The sequence below is a fragment of the Bradyrhizobium sp. SZCCHNR1043 genome, assembly GCF_032489675.1.
Classification (GTDB): Bacteria; Pseudomonadota; Alphaproteobacteria; order Rhizobiales; family Xanthobacteraceae; genus Bradyrhizobium.
In genome coordinates this window covers 293,809-320,357 of the sequence record NZ_JAUEYN010000004.1, presented here as the reverse complement: position 1 = coordinate 320,357, position 26,549 = coordinate 293,809, and the positions used below count along the sequence as shown (strand labels likewise).

The 26,549-nt window shown below is 66.3% G+C and carries 23 protein-coding genes; 11 read left to right on the top strand and 12 right to left on the bottom strand.

The window, feature by feature from the left end; translation table 11 throughout:
* The first annotated feature begins 524 nt into the window (after positions 1 to 524).
* The 7 genes from QX039_RS09090 to QX039_RS09060 all read left to right on the top strand — a co-directional run bounded on the left by QX039_RS09090 (position 525) and on the right by QX039_RS09060 (position 11,237).
* Positions 525 to 1,496 (top strand): amidohydrolase family protein, encoded by a 972-nt coding sequence (locus QX039_RS09090; RefSeq protein WP_315737114.1) that lies wholly within the window; start codon positions 525 to 527, stop codon positions 1,494 to 1,496.
* Between the two features lie 46 nt (positions 1,497 to 1,542).
* Positions 1,543 to 2,862: a C4-dicarboxylate transporter DctA gene (gene dctA, locus QX039_RS09085; RefSeq protein WP_315737112.1), complete on the top strand. Its 1,320-nt coding sequence runs from the start codon at positions 1,543 to 1,545 to the stop codon at positions 2,860 to 2,862.
* Between the two features lie 116 nt (positions 2,863 to 2,978).
* Complete coding sequence (locus QX039_RS09080; protein ID WP_315737110.1) at positions 2,979 to 3,692, top strand: ABC transporter substrate-binding protein; 714 nt, start codon at positions 2,979 to 2,981, stop codon at positions 3,690 to 3,692.
* A 477-nt stretch (positions 3,693 to 4,169) separates the two neighbouring features.
* Positions 4,170 to 5,090 carry a PepSY-associated TM helix domain-containing protein gene (locus QX039_RS09075; RefSeq protein ID WP_315737108.1) on the top strand — a complete coding sequence of 307 codons (921 nt, stop codon included), beginning with the start codon at positions 4,170 to 4,172 and terminating at the stop codon, positions 5,088 to 5,090.
* Between the two features lie 400 nt (positions 5,091 to 5,490).
* Positions 5,491 to 7,011 (top strand): efflux transporter outer membrane subunit, encoded by a 1,521-nt coding sequence (locus QX039_RS09070; RefSeq protein WP_315737107.1) that lies wholly within the window; start codon positions 5,491 to 5,493, stop codon positions 7,009 to 7,011.
* Positions 7,011 to 8,126: an efflux RND transporter periplasmic adaptor subunit gene (locus QX039_RS09065; RefSeq protein WP_315737106.1), complete on the top strand. Its 1,116-nt coding sequence runs from the start codon at positions 7,011 to 7,013 to the stop codon at positions 8,124 to 8,126. Before QX039_RS09070 ends, QX039_RS09065 begins: the two co-directional genes overlap by 1 nt.
* A gap of 33 nt (positions 8,127 to 8,159) precedes the next feature.
* A complete protein-coding gene (locus QX039_RS09060) occupies positions 8,160 to 11,237 on the top strand; it encodes an efflux RND transporter permease subunit (RefSeq protein ID WP_315773084.1) in 3,078 nt (1,025 codons plus the stop codon).
* A gap of 264 nt (positions 11,238 to 11,501) precedes the next feature.
* Here QX039_RS09060 and QX039_RS09055 read toward each other — a convergent pair whose 3' ends face one another.
* Positions 11,502 to 12,338, bottom strand: a complete 837-nt coding sequence (locus QX039_RS09055) for a class III extradiol dioxygenase family protein (protein ID WP_315741218.1) — start codon at positions 12,336 to 12,338, stop codon at positions 11,502 to 11,504.
* 2 nt (positions 12,339 to 12,340) lie between these two features.
* The gene (locus QX039_RS09050; protein ID WP_315741217.1) at positions 12,341 to 12,694 is read right to left on the bottom strand and encodes a protocatechuate 4,5-dioxygenase subunit alpha; all 354 of its coding nucleotides are present in this window, start codon (positions 12,692 to 12,694) and stop codon (positions 12,341 to 12,343) included.
* Between the two features lie 123 nt (positions 12,695 to 12,817).
* On the opposite strand from QX039_RS09050, the gene QX039_RS09045 reads away from it, so the two are divergent.
* Positions 12,818 to 13,750 (top strand): LysR family transcriptional regulator, encoded by a 933-nt coding sequence (locus QX039_RS09045; RefSeq protein WP_315741216.1) that lies wholly within the window; start codon positions 12,818 to 12,820, stop codon positions 13,748 to 13,750.
* Positions 13,751 to 13,774: 24 nt separating this feature from the next.
* Here the strand turns inward: QX039_RS09045 and QX039_RS09040 are convergent, their stop codons facing one another.
* The 3 genes from QX039_RS09040 to QX039_RS09030 form a co-directional block, all read right to left on the bottom strand.
* Positions 13,775 to 14,161 (bottom strand): VOC family protein, encoded by a 387-nt coding sequence (locus QX039_RS09040; RefSeq protein ID WP_315741223.1) that lies wholly within the window; start codon positions 14,159 to 14,161, stop codon positions 13,775 to 13,777.
* Positions 14,162 to 14,238: 77 nt separating this feature from the next.
* On the bottom strand, positions 14,239 to 15,516 hold the full coding sequence (locus QX039_RS09035; RefSeq protein WP_315741215.1) for an NAD(P)/FAD-dependent oxidoreductase: 1,278 nt from the start codon (positions 15,514 to 15,516) through the stop codon (positions 14,239 to 14,241).
* The gene (locus QX039_RS09030) at positions 15,509 to 16,228 is read right to left on the bottom strand and encodes a RibD family protein (RefSeq protein ID WP_315741214.1); all 720 of its coding nucleotides are present in this window, start codon (positions 16,226 to 16,228) and stop codon (positions 15,509 to 15,511) included. The genes QX039_RS09035 and QX039_RS09030 overlap by 8 nt, the downstream gene beginning before the upstream one ends.
* A 374-nt stretch (positions 16,229 to 16,602) precedes the next feature.
* Between QX039_RS09030 and QX039_RS09025 the strand changes: the two genes are divergently transcribed.
* Together QX039_RS09025 and QX039_RS09020 are read left to right on the top strand one after the other, a co-directional pair.
* Positions 16,603 to 16,749, top strand: coding sequence for a hypothetical protein (locus tag QX039_RS09025; protein ID WP_315741213.1), 147 nt, complete (start codon positions 16,603 to 16,605; stop codon positions 16,747 to 16,749).
* A 131-nt stretch (positions 16,750 to 16,880) separates the two neighbouring features.
* The gene (locus QX039_RS09020; protein ID WP_315741212.1) at positions 16,881 to 17,234 is read left to right on the top strand and encodes a DUF2200 domain-containing protein; all 354 of its coding nucleotides are present in this window, start codon (positions 16,881 to 16,883) and stop codon (positions 17,232 to 17,234) included.
* 24 nt (positions 17,235 to 17,258) lie between these two features.
* On the opposite strand, the gene QX039_RS09015 is transcribed toward QX039_RS09020, so the two are convergent.
* Complete coding sequence (locus QX039_RS09015; RefSeq protein ID WP_315741211.1) at positions 17,259 to 18,176, bottom strand: PaaI family thioesterase; 918 nt, start codon at positions 18,174 to 18,176, stop codon at positions 17,259 to 17,261.
* A gap of 261 nt (positions 18,177 to 18,437) precedes the next feature.
* On the opposite strand from QX039_RS09015, the gene QX039_RS09010 reads away from it, so the two are divergent.
* Positions 18,438 to 19,106: a hypothetical protein gene (locus QX039_RS09010; protein ID WP_315741210.1), complete on the top strand. Its 669-nt coding sequence runs from the start codon at positions 18,438 to 18,440 to the stop codon at positions 19,104 to 19,106.
* A gap of 56 nt (positions 19,107 to 19,162) precedes the next feature.
* Here QX039_RS09010 and QX039_RS09005 read toward each other — a convergent pair whose 3' ends face one another.
* The 6 genes from QX039_RS09005 to xylA form a co-directional block, all read right to left on the bottom strand.
* Complete coding sequence (locus QX039_RS09005) at positions 19,163 to 20,707, bottom strand: L,D-transpeptidase (RefSeq protein ID WP_315741209.1); 1,545 nt, start codon at positions 20,705 to 20,707, stop codon at positions 19,163 to 19,165.
* A gap of 356 nt (positions 20,708 to 21,063) precedes the next feature.
* Positions 21,064 to 21,936: a helix-turn-helix domain-containing GNAT family N-acetyltransferase gene (locus QX039_RS09000; RefSeq protein WP_315773082.1), complete on the bottom strand. Its 873-nt coding sequence runs from the start codon at positions 21,934 to 21,936 to the stop codon at positions 21,064 to 21,066.
* Positions 21,937 to 22,303: 367 nt separating this feature from the next.
* Positions 22,304 to 23,239 carry a sugar-binding protein gene (locus tag QX039_RS08995; protein ID WP_315758434.1) on the bottom strand — a complete coding sequence of 312 codons (936 nt, stop codon included), beginning with the start codon at positions 23,237 to 23,239 and terminating at the stop codon, positions 22,304 to 22,306.
* A gap of 83 nt (positions 23,240 to 23,322) precedes the next feature.
* On the bottom strand, positions 23,323 to 24,420 hold the full coding sequence (locus QX039_RS08990) for an ABC transporter permease (RefSeq protein WP_315773080.1): 1,098 nt from the start codon (positions 24,418 to 24,420) through the stop codon (positions 23,323 to 23,325).
* A complete protein-coding gene (locus tag QX039_RS08985; RefSeq protein WP_315758432.1) occupies positions 24,420 to 25,175 on the bottom strand; it encodes an ATP-binding cassette domain-containing protein in 756 nt (251 codons plus the stop codon). The genes QX039_RS08990 and QX039_RS08985 overlap by 1 nt, the downstream gene beginning before the upstream one ends.
* A gap of 46 nt (positions 25,176 to 25,221) precedes the next feature.
* Positions 25,222 to 26,544 carry a xylose isomerase gene (gene xylA, locus QX039_RS08980; protein ID WP_315773078.1) on the bottom strand — a complete coding sequence of 441 codons (1,323 nt, stop codon included), beginning with the start codon at positions 26,542 to 26,544 and terminating at the stop codon, positions 25,222 to 25,224.
* Positions 26,545 to 26,549 lie beyond the last annotated feature (5 nt).

Here is a 26,549-nt window from a genome sequence, read left to right as displayed (position 1 = left end):
CTCGGTGCCCCGCGCGCCCCTCTTTGCTGTCGCATAGCATTGCGCATGCGGTCTCCACAACGGCGCTCGAAGCCGCCGGCGCATGACCAAAACGCACGCCATGGCGTTGACGCAACTCACCTTTCCGTCGCACGAACAATTCCGCGGATCGGCGCGCTCGGGCTGCCTTCTCGCAGACTGGTTGAAGAGCAGCCCATCTCGCCCAGTCGCGCTGCAACGCAGCTCGAACGGAGGGTCTCAGCAACGTTGGCAGTAGGACTGCAGAGCATTGTCCAACCAAGCGAACTGACCGTTCACCCAATGCTTCTTGTCATGCTGCAGAGGCTGCAAGATCCTCGATCAGGAACAACTGGGATCACAGCGGTCCGCCGGCTCCGGATCCGAAGCACGCCATGATCACGACGCCATGTTGAGAGGTCGCCTGATCTCTCCATCGTGGCGTGACGATAGCAAACACGAACGATGCCGGAGCCTGGCAGGCAACGCCTGCCTGTGACCGCGGCCATTCCGAGGAGGACGCTCTGATGTTGAGACGAGATCTGCTGGCCACCATGGCCGGACTGGGAGCGGCGAGCGTGCTCGGCGCTGTCCCTGCGCAACTCTCCGCCGAAGAGGTCAAGATCCCCAGCATCGCCGGCCCGGATCCGGCGACGAAGACCCCGAGCTTCCGGCCGCCGCTCGGCAGCGTCGATACCCACACGCACATCTTCGGGCCGGCCTCGACCTATCCGTTCTCGCCCACCCGCCCCTACACGCCGCCCGATGCGTCACTGGAGATGTTCCGGGCGCTGCACGCCAAAATCGGTGTCGAACGCGCCGTCATCGTCAACGCCACCGTCCATGGCACGGACAATCGCGTCGTCACGGACGCCATCGCGCAGAGCAACGGCAACTACAAAGGCGTCGCCAACATCAACGCGGCGATGTCCGACGCCGACCTCACGGCGCTCGGGAAGGCCGGCATCTGCGCCTGCCGGTTCGCCTTCCTCCGCCGCCTCGGCGGCGTCGGCGACATGAACGTCTTCCGCACCCTGGTGGACCGCGTCGCGGCGATCGGCTGGCACGTCGACATTTATCTCGAGGCCGGGACAATCCAGGAATTCGTGCCGATCCTGAAGGCGCTGCCGGTCACCTATGTGATCGACCACATGGGCACGATCAGCGCCGCCAAGGGCATCGATGACGCCGAGTTCAAGGCGCTGCTCGACCTGCAGGCCAGCGACGGCAAGTGCTGGATCAAGATCACCGGTCCCGAGCGCGCCTCGGCCTCCGGACCACCGTTCCACGACGCCGTGCCGTTCGCCCGGAAACTGATCGAGAATGCGCCCGATCGCGTCATCTGGGGCACGGACTGGCCGCATCCGAACGTCAAGATCATGCCCAATGATGGTGATCTGGTCGATCTGATCCCGCTCTACGCCCCGGATCCGGCCATGCAGCGAAAGCTGCTTGTCAGCAATCCCGAACGGCTGTTCAAGTTCGAGCCCAAGAGCTGAGTCACCGCCAGCTGCAACTTCGAGCCCTTCAGCGACAGGACCGATCATGACTGCCACGACCCTCACCGCCGACAGCAAGGCAGGCGCCCGCCGCGGCTGGTGGAAGGAGCTTTGGGTCCAGGTCATGATCGCGATGGCAGCGGGCATCCTGCTCGGTGCCGTCAAGCCGGATCTCGGCGCCCAGATGCAGCCGCTCGGCGACGCCTTCATCAAGGCGATCCGGATGCTGATCGCGCCGATCATCTTCTGCACGGTGGTCAACGGCATCGCCCACATGGCCGACATGGCCAAGGTCGGCCGCGTCGCGATCAAGGCGCTGATCTATTTCGAGGCGATCACGACGCTGGCGCTGATCATCGGCTTGACCGCGGTGAACCTGTTTCAGCCCGGCGTCGGCATGAACATCGACCCGGCGACCATCAACTCCGCGACCATCGAGCCCTATGTCAAGCAGACCGCTGCGGTCGGCTTCGTGCCGTTCCTGCTCAACATCATCCCGCAGACCTTCGTCGGCGCGTTTGCGGAAGGCAACATCCTGCAGGTGCTGTTCATCTCGGTGATGTGCGGGTTCTCGCTGATCTGGCTCGGCGACCGCGCCAAGGCGGTGACGGATGTGATCGATGTCGGCGGCAAGATGATCTTCGGTGTCGTTCGGATCGTGATGTGGGCGGCCCCGCTCGGCGCCTTCGGCGCCATCGCCTTCACCGTCGGCAAGTTCGGCCTGGGCTCGCTGGCCAAGCTCGGCCTGCTGCTCGGCAGCTTCTATCTCACCTGCCTGATCTTCATCGCCGCCGTGCTCGGCCCCATTGCCGCCCTCACCGGCTTCAGCCTGTGGAAGCTGATCCGCTACATTCGCGATGAGGTGCTGGTCTGCATCGCCACCACGTCATCGGAGACCGTGCTGCCGCGCATGCTGGCGAAGCTCGAAGCCGCCGGATGCGAGCGCGGCATCGTCGGCCTGGTCATCCCCACCGGCTACTCGTTCAATCTCGACGGCACCTGCCTCTACCTCGCCACCGCCGCGGTGTTCCTGGCGCAGGCGACCAACACTCATCTCGACATCAGCCACCAGATCGGGCTGCTGCTGATCCTGCTGGTGACGTCGAAGGGCGCAGCCGGCATCGCCGGCGCCGCTTTCGTCGTGCTGGCCGCGACGCTCGCCGCGACCGGAACGATTCCGGTCGCCAGCGTCGCACTGGTGCTCGGCATTCACCGGTTGATGTCGCAGGGGCTGACGCCGACGAATTTGATCGGCAACGCGGTCGCCACCATCGTCATCGCAAGGTGGGAAAACGCGCTGGACAAGACGCGTCTCCAGCAGGTGCTCGATGGCGAAGCCGGCAGCGAACTGACCGAATCAGTCTGATATCAGCGAGGCGACCGATGGACTGCGCAGCTACCATCCTGAGGCAGGCCGTCATTGTCGCTTTCGTCGCGTGCGCGACGCTCGCTCCGGTTCGAAGCTATTCCGCTGATGTCGACGTGGCACGCACTCTCGCGCCGACCGGACATCTGCGCGCGGGACTCTATCCGGGCACGCCGACATCGATCCTGCCCGACGGGACCGAGAATCCCCGCGGCGTCGGCTACACCATCGGCAAGGAAATGGCGCGCCAGCTCCATGTCGACTACGAGCCGGTCGTGTTCGCCAAGAACGCCGAGGTGCTCGAGGCCGTCAAGACCGGCGCGGTCGACGTCGCCTTCACCAATGCTTCGCCGGCGCGCGCAAAGGAGATGGATTTCGGTCCTGTCTATCTCGAGATCGAGCTTGGGTATCTCGTGCCCGACGGCTCCCCGCTTTCCGACGCCGGCGATGTCGACGCGAGCGGCCGCAAGATCGGCGTCACGACCGGCAGCACGTCGGATGCGACGCTCGGGCGCGAGCTGAAGAACGCGACGCTGGTCCGGGCGCCGACCTTGAAGGATGCGGTCGCCATGCTGACGAGCCGCCAGATCGATGCCTTCGCCACCAACAAGGCGACGCTGTTCGAGATCGCCGAGCAGGTGCCAGGATCGCGCGTGCTCGACGGGCGCTGGGGCGAGGAGCGCCACGCCATCGCGATCCCCAGGGGCCGCGACGCCGGGCTCGACTTCCTGCGCAGCTTCACGGCCGAGATCCAGTCGTCTGGCCTCGTCAGCGCCGCTGCTGAGCGCGCCGGACTGAAGGGCATTGTGTCGCCAGGGAAATCGCCCTGACGCGTCGGCGCGCAGTGCCGCCGGGGATCGCGGTGTTCTCCGCATCGGACAGCGACAGACTGCGGATCAGTGCGACACCGACGTGAGAAGCGAAGCGCATCGCCAAGGGCCTCTCACAATGACGCGCTGAAGTCCGAGATGAGCGCGTCATCCTGAGATGCCGCCGCTATCTCGTTTCAGCCGGTCACCGAGAAACGTCAGTCGTGAATTGACATCATTTGCATAGACACCGATTTGCTTTCGCCGCATTGACGCCGATCAAACGGCGCATGACCTAAAATTAATAGTTATCTCCTTTCGTATGAGTGGTGCGCTCGGCTAATGAAAGCGCAACGGCGGCGGACTGATCTCGCAGCGTCGTCCAGCAAGAAACGATCTGAAACTACGGAGTGAGCGCCTGCGGACAACAGTCACGCCGCGTCGTTCGTGTGTGTGACGATCACTCGACGATCACTTGGCGAATACTTGGAGACGATCATGAACAAGCAGCTTCTGCTCAAACTTCACCGCTGGATCAGCCTCGTCTTCGCGCTGCCGCTGCTTGTCATCATCGTGACCGGACTGATCCTCTCCTTCGAGCCGATGGCGCAGGTCGCTGCCGTCAAGCCGCAGAGCGTCGATCCGGCGCGCGTGATCGCGCTGATCAAGCAGCATGATCCCGACGGCAAGGCACGCGGCCTGTCGATCGATGCGTCCACACAGCACCTCACCTTGCAGGGTACGCCGGGCGCCGAGGTCGACATCACGACCGGCGCCGCGGTCGAGAAGCCCGCGATGGCGAGCGTCTTCCTGTGGGCGCGCAGGACCCACGAGCATCTGATCGGAATCCCCGGCCTCACCTTGATCTCGACCATCGCAATGGTCACCATCATGATCATCGGCATCCTGATGGGACTGCCGCGGCTGCGCAACACGCTGTCCGGCTGGCACAAGGGCACGGCCTGGTTCACGCTGCCTCTGATTCTGCTCAGCCCGCTCACCGGACTCTGTCTCGAGCTCGGCCTGACCTTCGCAGGCAGCGCTCCGCCCACCGCAGCCAAGCGCATCTCGCTGCCTGACGCCGTCAGCATCGTCGCCAGGGACCACGACCTTTCGGCGGTCAACTCGATCGGCAATCGCGGCGGGCGGATGATGGCGAGGATCATCGAGGACGATGAGCTCAGGGCCTATGCTGTGACGTCCGACGGGCTCTCCGCGTTGCCGCGCAACTGGCCGCGCCTGCTGCACGAAGGCAACTGGTCGCTGATCGGCAGCGCGGCCAACGTGCTGATCTCGATCGCGCTGTTCGCACTGCTGATCACAGGCGTGCTGATCTGGGCGCAGCGCCGGCTGCGGCGCCCGAATCGCGCGCGCACCGTGCCGGCAAAGCCGGTGGTCGCATCCTCGATGCCGTCCTGACGCGCGGCGACCGCCCCACGGAGCCGGCTCGACGCTGCGAGCCGGCCTCCAACTCCGTCTCGCGCGCTGCTTCGCCAAAGGCCGGCCCGCGCCGCGCGAGCTCGGCGGCAGACCTTTTTCGATCATTGTGACAAGAACGACGTCGCTGCCCGACCGCTGCGGAAATGGAAGCGGCGCGTTGTCTACTCTCACCTCAAAAATGATGCGCCCGTCCGGTGCAAGCGAGCACCGGCGCCGCGCAGGACGAAGCTGTGCGCATCACCGCCCTGTCATCAACGTGACTTGACTACGTCTGTGCTGCCCCGCATGGTCCGGATAGAAAACGAAACGGTTTAGTTTTATGTCAGATCATGTCCGAATGTTTCCCGCGCGTTTGAGGGGGGTCCCGACAGGCCGCGCGATGTCCGTCCCGCTCGGCCTTTTTGGCTGCAGCGTGCTGCTCGCATCCTGCGCCGTCGGCCCGGACTTCATCTCCCCCGAGGCGCCGGTCGCGACCGGTTACGTCGCCGAGCGACGCCTCGCCGCGACCGCCAGCGCCTCGACGCCGGGCGGCAATGTGCAGAGCTTCGCACCCGGAGGCGATCTGCCCGGCACCTGGTGGGCGCTGTTTCATTCCCGGCAGATCAACGCCTTCGTCGAGGAAGCGATTCGCAACCACCCGGACATCGAAGCCGCGCAATTGGCGCTGCGTGCTGCGCGCGAGAACGCGCTGTCGCAACAGGGCGCGCTGTTTCCGCAGCTGAGCGCGAGCGGATCCGCCGAACGCACCCAGGGCTCCACCACACAGAACGGGCAATGGCCCGGCCAGACCTCGCTCTACACGCTCTATGGCACGTCGGTAAGCGTCAGCTACGCGCTCGATCTGTGGGGCGGCACGCGACGCCAGGTCGAGGCGCTGCAGGCGCAGGCCGACTACCAGGCGTTCAAGCTGGAGGCGACGCATCTCGCGCTGACCGCCAATGTCGTCACCGCCGCGATCAGCGACGCCTCGCTGCGCGATCAGATCGCAGCGACCGAGGAGATCATCAAGGCCGAGACCGACCAGCTTGGCCGGATCCAACACCAGTTTGATGTCGGCGCCATCTCCAAATCCGACGTGCTGGCGCAGGAGGCGACGCTGGCGCAGGCCAAGGCGACCTTGGCGCCGCTGCAGAAGCAACTCGCGCAGCAACGCAATCAACTGATGGCCTATCTCGGCCGGCTGCCGAGCCAGGACCGCGGCGAGCATGTGACCCTCGCGGAGCTGCGGCTGCCGCGCAAGCTGCCGGTGTCACTGCCCTCCTCGCTCGTCCGGCAGCGTCCGGACATCCGGCAGGCCGAGGCTACGTTGCACCAGGCCACAGCGACGGTCGGCGTCGGCGTCGCCAATCTGCTGCCGCAGGTGACGCTGTCGGGCAGCTACGGCGCAAGCGGACCGGGCCGGCTGTTCTCGCCGACGACCATCGTGTGGGATGCGGCCTCGAGCGTCAGCCAGAAGCTGATCGACGGCGGCACGCTGTATCACACCAAGGAGGCTGACGTCGCCACCTTCGAGCAGGACTTGTCGCTCTACAAGAGCACGGTCATCACCGCGTTCCAGAACGTTGCGGATTCGCTGCGCGCCATCCAGTACGACGCCGAGGCGCTGAAGGCCCAGGCCGCCGCCGAGAAGGCCACCGCCGACAGTCTCGCCATGGCGGTCGAGCAGTTCAAGAGCGGCGCGGTGCCCTACGCCAACGTCATCAACGCGCAGCAATCCTATCTCAACGCGCGCGTCTCCCGCATCAAGTCGCAGGCCACGCGCTTCACCGACACCGCGGCGCTGTTCCAGGCGCTCGGCGGCGGCTGGTGGAATCGCCAGGACGAGACCCCGGCGGCGCTGCCCCGCGTCAATCCCGGCTACTTCGCCGGTCCCAATCGCACGACCCAGGAAGCAATGTAATGAAGAAACGCATGACGATCATGCTGGCCGCCATGGCGGTGCTGTTCGGCGGCCTCTACGGCTTTCAGACATTCAAGGGCATCATGATCGCCAAGGCGATCGGCGCCATGGCCAACCCGCCGCAGACGATCTCGACGGTCGTTGCGGCGACCGCACCATGGCGCTCCAACCTCACCGCGGTCGGCTCGCTGCGCGCCGTCAACGGCGCCGATCTGGCGCTGCAGGCCGCAGGCATCGTGCAGGGCATCCAGTTCAATTCGGGCGACACCGTCGAAGCCGGCCAGCAATTGCTGCAGCTGGTCGCGACCGACGACGTCGCCAAGCTGCAGTCGCTGCAGGCGACTGCCGAGAACTATGCCATCGTCGTCAAGCGCGACGAGGAGCAGATCAAGTTCAACGCGGTCAGCCAGGCCACGCTCGACAGCGACCGCGCCAATCTGAAGAACGCGCAGGCCCTGGTGACGCAGCAGAAGGCGATCGTCGAGCAGAAGACCCTGAAGGCGCCCTTCGCCGGCCGGCTCGGCATCCGCGCCGTCGATCTCGGGCAGTATCTCGGCGCCGGCACCACCATTGTCACCCTGCAGAGCCTCGATCCCATCTTCGTCGACTTCTATCTGCCGCAGCAGTCGCTCGCCGACATTCGGATCGGCCAGGACGTCGCCATCACGGTGGATGCCTTCCCATCCGAGCGCTTCACCGGCCAGATCTCGGCGATCAACGCCAAGGTCGATTCCACCAGCCGCAACGTCCAGGTCCGCGCCACCCTGCACAACGAGGCCGCCCGGCTGTTGCCTGGCATGTTCGCCAAGGTCGAGATCGCGACCGGCAGCCCGGAGCAGCTCGTCACGCTGCCGCTGACGGCAATCGTCAGCAACCCCTACGGCGATCTCGTCTACGTCGTCGACGATCTCAAGGACGGCCAGGGCAAGGCGCGGCAGATGTTCGTCAAGAGCAAGCCGGCCAAGGGCGACCGGATCGCGATCACCGACGGCGTCAAGCCGGGCGAGGCGGTCGTGATCGCGGGACAGATCAAGCTGCGCAACGGCAGCCCGGTGAGAGTCGACAACTCACACGTACCGGTCGCGGAAGCCGCGCCGAACGTCGTCGATCAATAATCCGGCCAGCCCGCGCCCACCAGAGTCATCACCATGCGTTTCACAGACATCTTCATCCGCCGGCCGGTGCTGGCGCTCGTGGTCAGCGCCCTCATCCTGGTGCTCGGCCTGCGCTCGATGACGACGCTCGCCATCCTGCAATATCCGCGCACGCAGAACGCCATCGTCACGGTGAGCACGGCCTATGCCGGTGCCGATAGCGACATCATCGCCGGCTTCATCACGACGCCGCTGGAGAACGCGATCGCCCAGGCCAACGGCATCGACTACATGACGTCGACCAGCGTCACCGGCAGCAGCACCATCACCGTGAACCTGCGGCTCAACTACGATTCCGGCAAGGCGATGACCGAGATCAACGCCAAGGTGAACTCGGTGCTCAACCAGCTACCGACCGGCACGCAACAGCCGACCCTGACCTTGAAGGTCGGGCAGACCATCGATTCGATGTATATCGGCTTCGCCAGCGACGTGCTGGCGCCGAACCAGATCACCGACTACCTCACCCGCGTGGTGCAGCCGAAGCTGCAGGCGGTCTCCGGCGTGCAGACCGCCGAATTGCTCGGCGCCAAGAAATTCGCCCTGCGCGCCTGGCTCGACCCCGACAAGCTCGCGGCCTATGGCCTGACCGCGACCGACGTGTCGACGGCACTGTCGGGCAACGACTACATCTCCGGGCTCGGCACCACTAAGGGCCGCCTCGTGCAGGTCGACCTCGCCGCCGCGACAAATCTGCATTCGCTGGAGCAATACCGCAATCTCGTCGTCAAGCAGGTCAATGGCGCCATCATCCGCCTGCGCGATGTCGCCAATGTCACGCTCGGCAATGACGACTACGACAGCGCGACGCGCTTCAACGGCAAGACCGCGGTCTACATCGGCATCCAGGTGGCGCCAACGGCGAACCTGCTCGACGTCATCAACGGCGTGAAGGCTGTTTATCCGGAGCTGCAGCGACAGCTGCCGAACGGCATCACCAGCGAGATCCTGTACGACTCCACCGATTTCGTGAACTCGTCCATCGACGAGGTGATCCATACGCTAGTGGAGGCGATCGGGATCGTAATTGTCGTCGTCTTCATGTTCCTGGGATCGTGGCGCTCGGTGCTGATCCCGGTGATCGCCATTCCGCTGTCGCTGATCGGCACCTTCGGGCTGATGCTGCTGATGGGCTTCTCCATCAACCTGCTGACCTTGCTGGCGCTGGTGCTCGCGATCGGCCTGGTCGTCGACGACGCCATCATCGTGGTGGAAAGCGTCCACCGCCTGATCGACGAGGGCGTGCCGCCGGTCGAGGCCGCGATCCAGTCGGCGCGGGCGCTGGCGAGCCCGATCATCGCGATGACCGTGGTCCTGATCGCGGTCTACGTGCCCGTCGGCTTCCAGGGCGGCCTGACCGGGGCCCTGTTCACTGAGTTCGCCTTCACGCTCGCCGGCGCCGTCACCGTCTCGGCGGTAATCGCGCTGACGCTCTCGCCGATGAACTGCGCCTGGCTGCTGCGCCGGACCGAGCGCGACGCCACCACGTTCGAGACGCGTTTGGTGAGGACGATCGACCATGTGCTCGAACGGCTCGCCCACTTCTATCGCCGCTGGCTCGAAAGCGTGTTCGCGACCAAGCCGGTGGTGGTGGTGTTCGCGCTGCTGCTGCTCGCGATGATTCCCTGGCTCTATGTCAGTTCCACCAGCGAGCTTGCGCCGGACGAGGACCAGGGCATCGTGCTATCGCTGACGAATTCGGCGCCCTCGGCCACGCTCGAGCAGCGCCAGTTTTACGGCCAGCAGCTGTATGGCTTGATCGCCCAGCGCCCGGAGACGCGTACCGTGTTCCAGATCGATACCTCGACACAGGTGATCGGCGGCTGGGTTCTCAAGCCCTGGGATCAGCGCAAGGCGACGACCAAGACCCTGCAGCCGGAATTCCAGCAGCTCCTGAACGGCATCGCCGGCGCCCGCTCGGTGGCGTTCCAGCCCTCGCCGCTGCCGGGCAGCAACGGCCTGCCGGTCCAGTTCGTGATCGGCACCACCGGCGCGTTCGGCGAGCTCAACGACGTGTCGCGCGATTTCATGGCCAAGGCGCTGGCGAGCGGCCGATTCATCTTCCTCGACAGCGATCTGAAGATCGACAAGCCGCAGACCACCGTGGTGTTCGATCGCGACAAGGCCGCCGATCTCGGCCTCAAGATGAGCGATCTCGGCGGCGCGCTCGCGACCATGCTGGGCGGCAATTATCTCGACTATTTCAGCCTGGAGGGCCGCTCCTACAAGGTGATCCCCCAGGTCCGGCAGAACGACCGCCTCACCGACAGTCAGTTGCTCGACTATTCGATCCGCACCAGCGGCAATGCCATGGTGCCGCTGTCGACCGTGGCCCGGCTCGAGCGCAAGACGATCCCCGAGTCGCTCAATCACTTCCAGCAGATCAATGCGGCAACCATCTCCGGCGTGGCGATGCCGGGCATCGCGATGGGCGACGCGCTCGCCACCTTGAAGGAGATCGCGAAGTCGCTGCCATCGGGTTACTCGATCGACTATGGCGGCGCGTCGCGACAGCTCGAACAGGAATCCGGCGGCTTCGTCACCACCTTCGTGTTCGCGCTGATCATCATCTTCCTGGCGCTCGCCGCCTTGTTCAACAGCTTCGTCGATCCGATCATCATCCTGGTGTCGGTGCCGATGTCGCTGGCGGGCGCGCTGATCTTCATCAGCCTCGGCATCGGCGGCGCCAGCATCAACATCTACACCCAGGTCGGCTTGGTCACCCTGATGGGCCTCGTCAGCAAGCACGGCATCCTGATGGTCGAGGTCGCGAACGAGCTGCGCGAACAGGGCAAGGACCGCACCGAGGCGATCATCGCGGCGGCCACCGTCCGCCTGCGTCCGATCCTGATGACCACGGCGGCGATGGTGCTCGGCGTGATCCCGCTGATCACCGCGAGCGGCGCCGGCGCGGTGTCGCGCTTCAACATGGGGCTGGTGATCGCCACCGGGCTCGCGATCGGCACCCTGTTCACGCTGTTCGTGGTCCCCGTCGCCTATGCGCTGATTGCCCATCGCGGCACGGCGCACGACATGACGGTTCATGGCGGCGAGGCGGCGGCCGTGCGTTGAGATGCAGATGAGATGTGTGAGTTAGTCGGAGATATTGGAAGTCACATCGACCGTCATCGATGCGGGTGACGGACAGCAACGTCCCTCGATAGCATCCGCGGTATGGGTCCCGGCGTTCGCCGGGACGACACCGGTGATGTGGCGCGGTCGTACCAAACACACTGCTGTCGTCCCGGCCTTGAGCCGGGACCCATACCGCGTGATGGTCGTTGGCGGAATAGCTCTCGGTCATCACCTTCCGCACCAAAAATCCCGCTGGAGCCGCTACACCGGCTCCAGCACCATCAGCCCGGTCGCCGTGTTGGAGATCGGGATGTGATAGTTGGAATGCTCCTTGCGGACCTTCTCCGGCAGGGTGCCGCGCGCGACCATCCAGTTCAGCAATTCGACACCCTGGGTGCCCGACAGCTCGACCAGCTCGGTGGTCGAATACTTCGTCGCCCAGGCGGGATCGTCGACCATGCTGGCCATGAACTTCTCGTCGAAATCCTTGTTGATGAAGCCGGCGCGCTCGCCGTCGAGCTGATGCGACAGGCCGCCGGTGCCCATGACGACGACGCGTTCGTCCTTCGGCCAGGATTGAATCGCCCGCGCCAGCGCCTGGCCGAGCCTGTAGCAGCGCGCGGCCGACGGCAGCGGCGCCTGCACCGTGTTGACGACCACGGGCACCACCCGCACCGGCCATTTCTGATCGGGCCAGCACAGCGCCATCGGCAGCGTGAAGGCGTGATCGACCACCATCTCCTGGCAGGTGGTGAGGTCGAAATCCTCCTTCACCAGATGCTCGATCAAATGCCAGGACAATTCGCTGTCACCCTTGAACGGCGCGGTCTGCGGAATGCCCCAGCCTTCGTCGGCATTGCTATAGCTGTCGGCCGCGCCGACGGCGAAGGTCGGCATCTTGTCGAGGAAGAAGTTGAGGCCGTGGTCGTTATAGACGAGCACGACCACATCGGGTTGGGCCTTGGCGAGCCATTCGCGCACATGCGGGAAACCGTCGAAGAACGGCTTCCAATACGGGTCCTGCTGCAACCCCTTGGCAATCGCGCCGCCGATGGCCGGAACGTGGGACGTGGTGATGCAACCTACGATCTTCGCCATGATCAACCCCTTGCCGCCAGAAGCTTGGCCTTGAACTGCTCTTTCGTCAGCCCGGTCTGCTGCGCGCCGATGTCCTGCATGTCGAGCCCGAAGATGCCGGCGAACTTGGCGAGGTAATAGGCGTTGCCGCCGGCCTCGATCAGTTCCAGCACGTTGCGGTTCCTGATCGCCGCGCACTGCTGTGCATTGAGGCCGTATTTGGCGCAATAGCCATCCTCGTCGGCGACGAAGGCCTTGCGGTTGGCGGCATCGTTGAACGAGTAGCACATCTTGTTGAGGGCGTAGCCTTTGCGGGCCTGCTCGCCGTCGAAGATGGTGGTGCCGGGCACGGGCTGCCGGGCTGACGTGGTGGACATCTGAGCCTCCCCTGGTCGTGTTTCGGACGGCCGCGCTTGATCTGGATCAAACGCGGCGCCGTTCGTGCCCGCCAGTATCACTGGCAGACACCGTCAATAAAGGCCGCGCGACCGATCCGATCCATGAGCCAATTCGATCATTTGGACCTCGACGGCCATCTGCTGCAGCTCCTGCTCGCCGTCATCGAGGAGGGCTCGGTCACCCGCGCTGCGCAGCGGCTCGGCGTCACGCAGTCGGCCGTCAGCCATCTGCTCGACAAGCTGCGCGCGATCACCGGCGATCCGCTGTTCGTGAAGTCCGGCCGTGGCATCGTGCCGACCGCGCATGCGCAGCTCTTGGCGCTGCGCGCCCGCGCTCTGCTCGACGACCTCCGGAGCTTCTCGCACACCGCTGCGTTCGAGCCGGCGAAAATCTCCGCGCAAGTGACGATCGCTGCCAATGATCTGCAGCGCGACCTGCTGCTGCCGTCCCTGCTCCGCTACGCCCGCGCGCAGGCGCCGGGCCTCAGCCTGCGCGTCATCCCCTCCGGCGCACCGACGCCGGAGATGCTGCGCGAAGAGCACTGTCAGCTCATCATCACGCCGCGCCCGCCCGAGGGCAGCGACATCCTGCAGAAGCGGCTGTTCGAGGACAGCTATCGCGTGTTCTACGATGCGAGCCAGCGCGAGCCGCCGCAGAGCCTCGAGGACTATCTCGCCAGCGACCACGTCACGGTGCTGTACGAGCCGCGGCGCCGGCTCGACATCGACGAGGTCATGGCCGAGCGCGGCATCGTCCGGCGGTTCGCGGCGCAGGTGCCGGGCTTCGGCGGCATCGGCCCGTTCCTGCGCGGCAGCCGCATGATCGCGACGCTGCCGAGCCTGCTGCGCGCCTACATGCTGCGCGGCCTGGCGGTGGCGCCGGTGCCGGTCCCCTGCCCGGCGATGCCGATGTACATGGTCTGGCACCTGCGACACCACGAGGATCCGATGCACCGCTGGCTGCGCCAGCAGCTCGAGATCGTGGTCGCGCCGAGCTTAGCCGCGGCTGCCGAGCACATGCCGGTGATGGCATGACTCATCCCGAAGGGTGAGCGGCCCTCACGCCGGCGCGTGGCACACCGCCTCGATGTTGTTGCCGTCGGCGTCGCGCACGAACGCGCCGTAATAGTTCGCGTGATAATGCGGCCGCAGTCCAGGCGCGCCGTTGTCCCGTCCGCCTGCCGCGATCGCCGCCTGATAGAACGCATCGACCGTGGCGCGATCCTTGGCGTGGAATGCGACATGCGTCGAGGTCGCGGCCGTCCCGCCGGTGCCAATCCAGAAATCCGGACGACCGTCGCCGAAGCCGGCGTGATCACCGTGACCGCCAGTCTGCTCGTTGGTGATCTCCATCATCAGGACGTAACCCAACGGCGCCAGGGCCGCCGCATAGAAAGCCTTGGCGCGGACAAAGTCGGAGACAGGGAAGCCGACGTGATCGAGCATGACGATCCTTTCCATGGTGATCGACGAATGCTAGCGCCGTGGGCCTACGGGCGCAACATCATGCGCGCGGCGCGCGATCACATCGCGAGGATGCGCCGCGCCGTCTGTTGCCCGCTGGCCAGCGCCGCCTCGACCGTTCCCATGTCGCGCCCGCGATACAGTGCTTCGCCGGAGATCAGGACACGACCGTCATCCCAGCGCGAAAGCGTATCCTGCGCCTCGCGGGATCCTAGCGTCGCATAGGAATAGGCCCCGCGCGCGAACGGATCCTTCGCCCAATCCGTGACATGCGACGCGACGAGCTGCTGCCTCAGCGAGTCCACCGGCTGCGAGAAAATGCTCGCAAGCGCCGAGAGACCCGACTCTATCAAGGCGACATCGTCGAGCGCGACGAAAGCGCCGGCCGGCGGCCCGGCGAGCCAGCCGGTCAGCACCGCATCATCGTTCGGATGCTGCGTCCACCACACCGGCACGTCGGCATCGGACAGCACGAACAGCATGTCGGAGAGGTCCTCGGTCCGAGCCTCTCGCCACCACCGGCGCTCGAAGCGCAGCAGCAGCTTGATGACGTTGCCGAAGCCGATGGCTTCGGCTGCGGCCTGTTGCGAGCGCATCGCCGGCGGCAGCGCGATGGTCCGCAGCAGCGGCAGCGGCACGGTCAGGAGGACGATATCGCCGCGCTGCGCGCGGCCGTCGGCGCAGCGCACGACGACGCCATCATCGGAGCTCTCCACCGCGCGGACCACCGCCTCGAGCTTCATCGCCACGCCATGCGCCCGGCACTCCGCCAAGAGATGATCGAGCAGCGCCGCGTAGCCGCCGACGATGCGTGCCTGAGCACCGCGGTCGCCGCCCATCCACTCGTCGCGCAGCGCGAACACGCTGGCACGACCAGGATCGGCGGCATCATAGCCCTGCACCATCCCGAGCACCGACTTGCGCAGGGCGGCAAACTCCGCGCCGCCGAAATGACGCTCGAGCAGCGCCGTGACGGTCATATCCTGATCGAGCTGCCGCGCCACGCGGTGCAGTTGGCGCATCTGCCGATCGGCAGGATCCTCGCGCGAGAACGCGCCGTCCGTCACGTACCAGCGCGCGCCATCGACCGGCGTCGAGGTGAGCCCCGCCTCGGCCATCAGCGCGTGGGTGACCGGCGCCTCGCCATGGATGAATTCCGCGCCGGCATCCGCGCGATATCCAAACCTGCTCGCGGGCAGCGGATGAATGCGCCCCCCGCAGCGGTCGCGCGCTTCCAGCAGCGTCACTTGCTTGCCGGCGCGGGCCAGCTCACGCGCCGCCATCAGGCCCGCGGCACCGCCCCCGACGACGATGACGTGCATTCGCCGCTCAGCCATGACTTGCCTGGGCCGGCAAGGGCGAGCCGTTGGTGATCTTGTAGCGCAGCCACAGCGCGCCGCCCTCCAGCGCCGTGCTGCTTTCGAGCGTCATCGCCGTGATCGGCGCGCGCTCGCCGGACTCGGCTTCGGTCGAATCGAACACGCTGGGTGCCCCCTTGGCGCCGTCCACGGCCGGACATAGAACGAGGTTGAACTCGTCGACCAGACCCGCGCGCAGAAACGCGCCGTTGGCGCCGCCGCCGCCCTCGAGCAGCAGGCGCTTCACGCCGAGCTCCTGCGCGACGATCTCCAGCACGCGTGAGAGATCGAGCTTCGACTGGCCGGCGAAGACGTAGGAGACACCCTCGCCGCGCAGGCCCGCGAGATGTGCATCCGACACGGCCTCGGTCAGCACGACGACGATCGGATCGCCGCCGATGTCGGCGCGGCCCCAGCAGATCTTGCCATGGGGATCGAGCACGATGCCGTAGGCCTTGGCGCCGCGTCGTGCGATCCAATGGGTACGCGGGATTCGCTCGGTGGTCTCGGCCGGATAGGCCGAGCCCTTGGCGAACTCTTGGCCGGTGACGCGGCCGATCAGCCAGGCATCGCCCCCGAGCTGGTCATGCACCTGCTCGAACAGATCGCCCGATCCCTTCGGACGCCAGCGGCTCGGCAATGTCCGGCCGTCGACGCTCGACGCCATCAGGCAGATGACTTCCGGTTTCATGCATCCTCCTTGTCGCCGCTGAACGGGGTCACCGAATATCGCCTCGGCGGCGTTGTCAACGAAACGGCGTGCGTTTCGTTCGATCGCGGCCGCAACGCTCGCCTGCGCCGTCGCTGTAACCGCACGAGTTCCTGCGCTAGTTTTGGGATTGAAACGGAGCCGATCATGGACGCTGCGCCGCGCAGACGAGACGCCATCGGTTTGCGCAGGGCACGGCGCGGTGCCCTGCAGGCTGGCCGACAGCATCGCCAACCAGGGCGGCCACGCCGCGCCGTGGCGCACCGTGTGGATTCGCGCCGCCTTCCTGGCCTCGCTGGGCGGGGCAGTCGCGCTCGACCTCAAGCGGCTGTTCTTCCTGCTCATCATCATCCCCCGTGATCGTGCTGTTCCTCATCGTGTTCGGCGTGATCGGCGGCTGTGTCGGTCGCAGGACGTGCTCGCCGCTGGCCGAAGGCTTGGGTCTCGGCCTGATCCTGGCGTGGTCGTTCGGGGTGTCGTTTCCAATGTTCCTGCCGGGCTAGCGCGCGTTTCCGACGTGTGCGAACGAACGTGCTGTATTACGATCTGAACGCGGACATGAAGCACGCGCTTCGGGCGCGCCGTCGCCCCTCTCAGACCCGACATGCGTCGCCTACGATCCGATGGAGCCAGCATGGCAAAACACCGCATCTACACGACGAGCTTCGCGAGCGTGTACCGATTGTACGTCGCAAAGGCCGAGAAGAAGGGACGCACCAAGGCAGAGGTCGATCAGGTGATCTGCTGGCTGACGGGCTTTGGCCAAAACGAGCTTGAGACCCGGTTGGAGCGTCAGACGGACTTCGAGACCTTCTTCGCGCAAGCGCCTGCGATGAATCCCGCGCGGACCTTGATCAAGGGCATGATCTGCGGCGTCCGCGTGGAGGATGTCGAGGAACCGACGATGCGGGAGATCCGCTACCTGGACAAGCTGGTCGATGAGCTGGCGCGGGGAAAGGCAATGGACAAGATCCTGCGCAAGGCATGATCGCGACCCGCGACGCGATCTTCCTCAGTCCTGCTCCTGCCCTGGCGCCTGCCGCAGCATGAAATGGCCGAAGGCGGTGGCGATCGGCTTCGTCGCATCGTCCTGCCAGGCGCGGGCCTCGAAGGCGACGACGCGGCGGCCCTGCTTGACGATCGACGCCGATGCGACGGTGTCGAGCGCGCGCCCCGACCTCAGATAGTTGATGGTGAGGCCGACCGGCTTCGGCGGCGCCGTGGCGCCGAGCTCGCGCATCACGGTGACGATCGCCGCGGTTTCGAGAAACGCGCCAGTCATGCCGCCATGGATCGCAGGCAGCACGGGATTGCCGATGATCCGGTGCGAGAACGGCATCACGAGCGTGTCGTTCTCGGCGAAGCGGATGCCGAGGCAGCGCGCGAACGGACTGGTGGGAAACGGCCCCGTCGGATCGTCCGGTGCGTCGAGCGGCGGTGGCGCGCCGTCGAAGGCCGCCCGGTCGGTCAGCATGTTGGTGCGGTTGGCGCCGATCATGAAGCAGGCGGTCGCGGTGGCGACCGGTGCGGTCTCCTCCTCCTGATAGGCGGTGGCGCGCACGAACGCGATCGAGCGGGTGACGCGGAAGCATACCGCATGGGCCTTGATGTCGAAACCGGGGGTTGCCGGCTTCTGATAGTCGATACGCAGATCGAGCGTGGCGATCGCCCGGCTGCCGTCGAGCGCGAGCTGCACCGCCATGCCACAGCTCTCGTCGAGCATCGCGGTGACGACGCCGCCATGGATGACGCCGGTCTCGCTGTCGCCGACGAACACCGGACGATAGGGCAAGGTCGACCAGGCCTCGCCGGGCGCGAACCGGTCCATCCTGAGCCCGCTGATATGGCCATAGACCGAGCGGCGCTGCCTGATGGCCTCGGCGAGTTCGTCGAATGCCGGCGGTGTGGCGATGGGCGGAATGTTGGACATGCGCGATTTAGATCACGATCCCGAGGACGCACGAAGCCTTTTCCGACGGATCCGAATTGTGTGCCGGCGATCCAGGCCGGATCATCGCCGTCCCTGCATCCGCACGATTGAGCGCCGCCGATCGTGCTCACGACTCAAGGCTGCGAGCCTGCATTCCCGCAAAACTACGTGGATGAAATGTTCCGCGGGCGCGGCGCGCTTAGAACATTGGCAACCTTAATATGATCATAATTGTCTCCATCAAATCCCGGAGACCTGTCGATGCGCAGACCCACCAAGACGCCGGACGCCCCGCCGAGCAGCGGCACGGCCTCTCTACGAATTGTCCTGAGCCTGGCGCTCGCAGCCAGCGCCGGTGCGATGTGGTGGAGCAGCGGCGGCGCCAACAGCTTCTCCTTCGGGACCGGAGCGCCTTCGCTCGAGACCCGCGTCGCCGCCCTGACATCGGAGCTGGCGCAGCTCAAGGCCGAGACCGCCCAGTTGCGCGACCGCCAGAGCGACACCTCCGGCGAGCTTCTGCAATTGCGCGCCAGCCTCACCACGGCCGAAACGGGCCTGGCCGCCTTGCGCACCACCGCCGACGAGAACGAGGCGCGCCGCCGCGATACGGCCGACAAGATCGAGTCCGATCTCGCGCTGCTGAAGCGCCAGACGGTCCGCCTCCGCGGCGCCCAGGAAGATGCGGCGACCGAGCTGAGCGGGCTGCGCACCGCGGCCGCGAACAGCGACGTCACCATCGAGCAGCTCCGGACCTCCACCGGCGAGATGCGTCAGCAGTTGGCGCGCATCGAGACCGCTCGCGAGGCGACCAGCTCGATCTCTCGCAGGCCTCACCGTGTCAGGCGCGTGGCGCGCGCGACCGAGGCACAGCACGAGCCGCAGCCTTTCCTGATGCAGTGGCCCGGCGTCATCCCCGCGGGCCGCAACTGAGTTGAAGTGCCATCCGGCCTGACCCGCGAATCGCGGTCAGGCATCAGGCCGGCTGGTCACCACCAGCCCGGCTGCACCGGCCGGTAATAGGTCGGAGGCGGACCGCGACGGCGCGGCGCCGCGACGGGCTGGCCATCCCAGCTGCGCTGGACGAAGCTGCCGAAGCCATCGTCATATTCGTCGCCGCTGGCAACGTCGACATTGGTCGTCGGCCGGCGCGTGATGAAGCCGCCCTGCGGCTGGTTGCTCAGCACCGCGACGAACTCGGTCCGATAATTGGTCTCGCTCGACAGCGGCTCGTCCGAGACGATGATCGAGGAGCGCGGCACGGCCGTCGGCGCGATCCGCGCGAGCACGTCCTTCGGAATGGTGATGCGGTCGAGCGCGTCCTTGGCGGTGTCGCCGTCGTCGATGGTCACCGCCGTCCAGCGCAGCCCCGCGCCGTTCTGCGCCACCGCGGTGAACACATGCGTTCCGATCGGCCGGTCGGGATCGCGGATGGTCACCGGCGCCTCGATCGAGGTGTCGAACACCTCGCCGCCGCCGTCGGGGGCCGGCTTGTGCGTGTTGCGCCTGACATAGAGCATCTGCGTGGAACGGCTGATATAGACCGAGACCGGCTCGGTCGCGAGCCTGGCGTCCGTCGCAGCCTTGCTCGTATCGGCCTTCCTGGCCGCAGCCGCCTTGGCGGCATCCTTGGTCGAGCTCGCCGCAGCGAGCTTCGCGGTCGCGTCCGACTTGGCGGCCTCGAGCTGCGCCGCCGCGTCGGTCGCCTTGGCGGCGGCCTTCTGCTTCGCATCCTCGGCCAGCGTCCTGGCTTGATCGGTCTTGGCGGCGGCCAGCTTCCTGTCGGCGAATTTGAGCTCGGCCTCGCTGCGCACCTTGGCCTGCTCCAGCTTGCGCAAGGACGCCTTCAGAGCCTTGGCCTCGCGCTCGGCCGCGACAGCCGCCGCCTTGGCCTCGTCGGCGAGCCTGGCGGCGTCCTCGGCTTCGCGGCCGAGCGTCGCGGCGCGCGAGGGCACCGCGGCGAGCGCCTCTGCGGTCGGCACGAACAAGGCGGGATGGGAGAACTCGACCGGCGCGGGATCACCGGGCGCGATGATCACCCGCATGCCGATCCAGGTCCGGTCGAACAGCTTCTCGGCAAAGCCATAGGGCATGCGGACGCAGCCATGCGAGGCGGCATAGCCGGGCAGCGGCCCGCCATGCAGCGCCACCCCGTTCCAGGTGATGCGCTGCATGTTCGGCATCCAGGCGTCGTCATAGAGCGTCGAGCGGTGGTCCTTGTCCTTTTCCAGCACGGCGAACACGCCGGCCGGCGTCTCGCGGCCCGAGACACCGGTCGACACTGGCGCCCGCCAGATCCAGCCGTCGGCGTCGTAGAACGTCACCTTCTGGGCCTTGATCGATACGATCGCCATGATCGGATCGCCATGCGCGCGCGGCGCCGTCGCTTCGGTCGCCGGCGCGGGGCGCGCCTGCCGCGCGTTGGCCGCGGAGCTGGGCATCGCCAGTGCCGCCAAGGCCGCAAGGGTCATCAAGACCGGTCCGCGACGCCGCATCGCTGCAAGGTTCTGAGCCGCCGTGGATCGTGTCACCATGCCTTGTCCCGATTCGTCATTGCTGTTCCGCCCGCGCCGGCGCGATCGGCGCAGGACGATCTATACGCTCGATCAAGTCTTGGGGTGAAGTGAGGCGAAGAAGCGTCCCCTAGTCACGAGGCCCTCGCCGCAATTGCGTCAGGCTCAGGCAACAAATTAGACTCAAAGCACGCCCGTCTGCCTCTCATCGCTGGAACCCAACGACCCTCATCCAATCACCCGCCGGTTGCCCATCGCTTAACGCCGAGCAGGCCGACGGGGTCCGTCGCAGAGGTCCCCTAGCAATTCGCCGACCACAAGGCGCTCGCGTTCCTGAAGCCCGATGCACGAGCGCCGAGCGTCACGGGAGATCGACCTCAAACCTGCTTCTCGAAGAACAGATCCGGATACGGATCGTCGTTGAAGCGGTCGATCTCGGTCCAGCCGGTGCGGCGATAGAGCTGGACGGCCTCGGTCAGCGCGCTGTTGCTGTCGAGACGGAGCGTCGTGATCGACAGCTTTCGCGCGGCGTCCTCGGCCGCATCCATCAGCCGCCGGCCGAGGCCAAGCCCGCGCGCCGCGGGCGCGACCCACAGCCGCTTGATCTCGGCGACATCGCCGCCGCTGCCCTTCAGCCCGACGCAGCCGAGCGGCAGGCCGTCGGACAGCGCCACGAAGAAAGCCCCGCGCGGGGGCGTCATGTCGGCGGCGTCGGGATCGCGCGACAGCGCGACGTCGTAGCCGCGTTCGAAGCGGCGTGACAGCTCGGCGTAGTACTCGCCGAGGCAGTAGCGCGACTGCTCGCCGCGCGGATCAACCTCGTCGATGGCGATGCGGCTGCGTCCCAGCGCGGCCGCAACCAGGTCCATCGCCGCCAAAAGCGCCTCGGGCTGGGCGTGACGCGCCAGCATCGACTCGGCCTGGGCGTTGGAGAGCGTCTCATAGGCCTCGAATTCGCGCCGTCCGGCGGCGGTGAGCCTGGCGATGCGGCGGCGTGCGTCGTCGGGATGCGGCCTAGTCGTCACCAGCCCCTCCTCCTCCAGGCTGCGCAGCAGCCGGCTCATCAGCCCGGAATCGAGCGCGAGATAGTCGCGCAGATCGGCGACGTCGCTGCGGCCATGGCCGATCGCATTGAGCACGCGGGCCGCCCCGAGCGGCCGCCCGCGCCCGAGAAACGAGGTGTCGAGCGCGCCAACCTCCGAGGTGACGGCGCGGTTGAAGCGGCGGACGCGAGAGATGGGGTCGAGCATGATGTCTGACTTTAGTCAGATATATCCCCCTGTCAATCGTCCGGGCCCGTGTTGCCTCTCCCCAACTGTCATCATCCGCCACCGGGTCTCGCCTTCGGCGAGCCCAATGACAGGCTCCGGCGGATGATCCAGCACGCAGCGGCGTCGCGATTGCCCACGACCGTCTCTGGAATACTGGATCGTCCGCCGTCGCGGACGATGACAGTGTGGTGGAGACGATCAGCAGCGTCTTCGTGGAGCGAGACAACGCAAACGCAGGCCGTCTTTGGTGCCCGCTCCACGCGACAAAAGCATCCCAAACAAAAAGGGCGGCCCAGCCGCCGGCCGAAGCCGGATGCCGGACCGCCAGGTTTTCCCCGGGAGGAACTCAGTTCAGAAGCTTGGCGACGTTGTCCTTGGTGACGAGATCGAGGCCGGTGTAGATCACGTCCGGCACCTTCTCGCCCTTCTTGATCGCGAGCAGCGTGTCCATCGCCTTCTCGCCCATCTCGAACGGGCGCTGGCCGGTCAGCGCGTTGGAATAGCCGTCACGCAGCAATTCGAGCTGCATCTTGAGCGTGTCGGCGACGACCAGCGTCAGCTTTCCGGCGTCGATGTCCTTGCGGTTCTTGTTGACGAAGGCCTTGTAGCCCTCGGGCGCGAACATCGGCCAGCCGCCGATCGGCACGATGGCGCCGAGATCCGGCGTCGCGGTGCGCAGATCGGCCATCTGCTGCACGGCGAGCGCGGGATCGTCGTTGCAGAAGGTCGGCGAGCCCGCCACCTCCGTCCACTTCGAGCCCTTCAGCGCCTCACGCACGCCATCGACGCGCTCGGCGAGGTTCTTGGCGCCGGGGCCGCCGGAGACGACGGCATATTTGCCGCCGTCGGGTCGGAGCTGCAGCAGCTGCTTGCCGAGCGCCAGCCCGAAATCCTTGTTGTTGGTGCCGATATAGGCGATGCGCTTGGAGCCCGGCGCATCGGCATCGAAGGTGATCACCGGAATGCCGGCGGCGGTCGCCGCTTCGATCGACTTCGTCATCGCGGCGACGTCGGCCACCGAGATCGCCAGGCCGTCGACCTTCTGCGTGACGAAGTCCTGGATGATCTGCGCCTGCGTGGCCGGCTCGTGCTCGACCGGACCCTTGTAGATGCACTCGACGTTGCCGAGCTCCTTGGCGCGCTTCAGGCAGCCGTCGCGCGCGACGTCGAAGAACGGATTGTTCATCGCCTTCGGCACGATGGCGAAGCGGTATTTGGTCTCGGCCTGCGCCGGGGCCAGCATGATCGCGAGCGATGCGACCGCATAGAGCAGCTTCTTCATGGGTTTCCCTCCTCCATGTCTATCCCTGATGATTGTCTGTTCCGGGTGAGGATAGACGCGCTTGTCATCCCGGCCAGTATTCGTCACAGCAGGCGTGCGCGGATACGATCCACCAGCACGGCGGCGATGATGATCACGCCGACCAGAGTCTGCTGCCAGTAGGAGTTGACCTGCGCCAGCACCAGCCCGTTCCTGATCACCTCGAGCAGCACGCAGCCGACGATGGCACCGAGCGGGCCGCCGAGACCGCCGGCGAGGTTGGCGCCGCCGATCACGGCCGCCGCGATCACGTTGAGCTCGTAGGACGTCGCCATGTTGGCGGGCGCGGAGCCGAGCCAGCCGGAGATGATGATTCCCTGCAGGCCGGCGGCGAGCGCGCCGATCACATAGACCTCGATCTTCACGCGGGGCACCGAGACGCCGGTCAGCTCCGCCGCCTTCTCGTTGCCGCCGATCGCGAACACGTGGCGGCCGAACGCGGTGTGGTGCAGCACCAGCGCCATCACCAGCGCCAACGCAATCAGATAGATGAAGGGCGCCGGCACGCCGTAGACATCGCCCTGCGTCAGCGCATAGAAATAATCGGCGTCGGGGCCGCCGGGGAAGCTGCCCTTGCCGTTCGAGATCACATAGCTGAGACCGCGCACGATCGACAGCATGCCGAGCGTGGTCACGAACGGCGACAGCCCGAGCAAGGCGATGCAGACGCCGTTGATCAGGCCGACGACGAGCGAGACCGCAAGGCCTGCCAGCACCGAGACGATCAGGATCAGGCCGGGCACGTTGGCGACCACGGTCTTGCCGTCCGCGGCGAGATGCACGAACAGCGATGACAGCGGCATCCCCGGTGTCGACAGCGTCGTCATCACCATCGAGGTGATCATCGCCGCGAAGCACATCATCGAGCCGACCGACAGGTCGATGCCGCCAGTGATGATGACGAAGGTGATGCCGAGCGTCGCAATGGCGATGAAGGAAAAGTTCTTGGCGACGTTCTGCAGATTGCCCTCGGTCAGGAAATAGGGACTGGCGAAGCTCATCACGATGATGAGGGCGATGAGCGCCAGCGTGACATAAGCGGTCTGCGAGGCGAACACGCCGCGGTGCCACCATCTGATGGCGCCGACATTGGTGAAGGTGACTTCGGTGCCGGCGGAGCGGGTCTCGGATGGAACGGACATCACGCCGCCTCCTTGGCGCCGGTGATCAGCGCAGTCACTTCCTCGGGGCTGGTCTCGCCGACCGGCTTGTCGGCCTTCTTCTCGCCGCGACGCATCACCACGACGCGATCGCACACCGCGAAGATGTCGGGCATGCGGTGCGAGATCAGGATGACGGCGATGCCCTGCTCCTTCAGCCGATGGATCAGGCTCAGCACCTGCTCGACCTGGCGCACCGAGATCGCCGCGGTCGGCTCGTCCATCATCACGAGCTTGGCATTGGACAGCCGCGTGCGCGCGATCGCCACCGCCTGGCGCTGGCCGCCCGACATGTCCTTGACCAGATCATGCGGGCGTGTCTCCGAGCGCAGCTCGCGGAACAGCTCGAGCGCGCGCGCCTCCATGCCCTTGTGGTCGAGCAGCACCAGCGGGCCGAAATTGCGCTTCAGCTCGCGACCGAGAAACACGTTGGCGGCGGCGGTGAGGTTGTTGGCGAGCGCCAGGTCCTGGTAGACGACCTCGATGCCGACGCTGCGCGAATCCATCGGACGATGGAAATGCACCTCGCGGCCGCCGAAACGGATGGTGCCCTGACTCGGCGGAAAATTGCCGGCGATGATGCGCACCAGGGTGGACTTGCCGGCGCCGTTGTCGCCCATCAGGCCGACGACCTCGCCGGCGTCGATCGAAAGATCGACGCCGTGCAGCGCGCGGATCGCGCCGAACTGCTTGCCGAGGCCCTTCAGCTCCAAGACCGGCTGCGCGGCGGTGCTCATCACGGCTCGCTCAGCCTCATTCGTCATCGTGCGCAGGCTGCTGTCATCAGACATAGCGATTTACCACGCTTTCGAGATATTCCTGCCGGCCGGAGCGCGGCTGCGGATCGAGGCCGGTGTCGACGGCGCGGTCGGCGAGCTCGGCGAGCGAGCGGCGGCCGGCGAGGATCGCCTGCCCCTCCTCGCCGTCCCAGCCGGCGTAGCGCTGCGCGAGCGGCGCCGTCAGGGCACCGTCCTCGAGCATCTGATCGGCGGCGATCAGCGCACGCGCGCAGGCGTCCATCGAGCCGACATGGGCGTGCAGCAGATCATCCGGATCGATCGACTGCCGGCGGATCTTGGCATCGAAGTTCAGGCCGCCCGTGGTGAAGCCGCCGCCCTTGAGCATGTCGTGGAACACCAGCGCCAGCTCCGGCACGTTCATCGCGAACTGGTCGGTGTCCCAGCCCAGCAGATCGTCGCCGCGGTTGATGTCAAGCGAGCCGAACACGCCGAGCGCCTGCGCCAGCGCGATTTCGTGCTGGAACGAGTGGCCGGCGAGGATGGCGTGGTTCTGCTCGATGTTGAGCTTGACGTCGTCGAGCAGATCGTAGCGCCGCAGGAAGCCGTAGCAGGTGGCGACGTCGAAATCGTACTGATGCTTGGTCGGCTCCTTCGGCTTCGGCTCGATCAGCAGCGGCCCCTTGAAGCCGATCTTGTGCTTGTGCTCGACGACCAGCGAGACGAACCGGCCGAGTTGGTCGAGCTCGCGCTTCATGTCGGTGTTGAGCAGCGTCTCGTAGCCCTCGCGGCCGCCCCACAGCACGTAGTTGGCGCCGCCGAGACGATGCGTCACCTCGAGTGCGGCACGCACCTGTCCCGCCGCGTAGGTGAACACGTCCGGATCGGGATTGGTCGCGGCGCCCGCCATGTAGCGGCGGTGCGAGAACAGGTTGGCCGTGCCCCACAGCAGCCGCACTTTCGCACTCGCCATCTTCTGCTCGAACAGGTCGGCGATGGCGTTGAGATTGGCGACCGACTCCTTCAGCGTCGCGCCTTCCGGCGCGGCGTCGACGTCGTGGAAGGTGAAGAACGGCACGTCGAGCAGCCGGAACAATTCGAACGCGACGTCGGCCTTGGCGCGCGCCAATGCCAGCGCATCATCGCCGTGCTGCCAAGGCCGCAGGAAGGTCTCGCCGCCGAACGGATCGCTGCCCGGCCAGCAGAACGAATGCCAGTAGCAGACCGCGAAGCGCAGATGATCCTCCATCCGCTTGCCCCGGATGACGCGATCCTTGTCGTACCAGCGGAACGACAGCGGGCTGCGCGACTCGGGCCCGCCATAGGTGACGGTTGCGCCGGTCTGGAAGAAGGGAGCCTGGACGTTCACGAGGG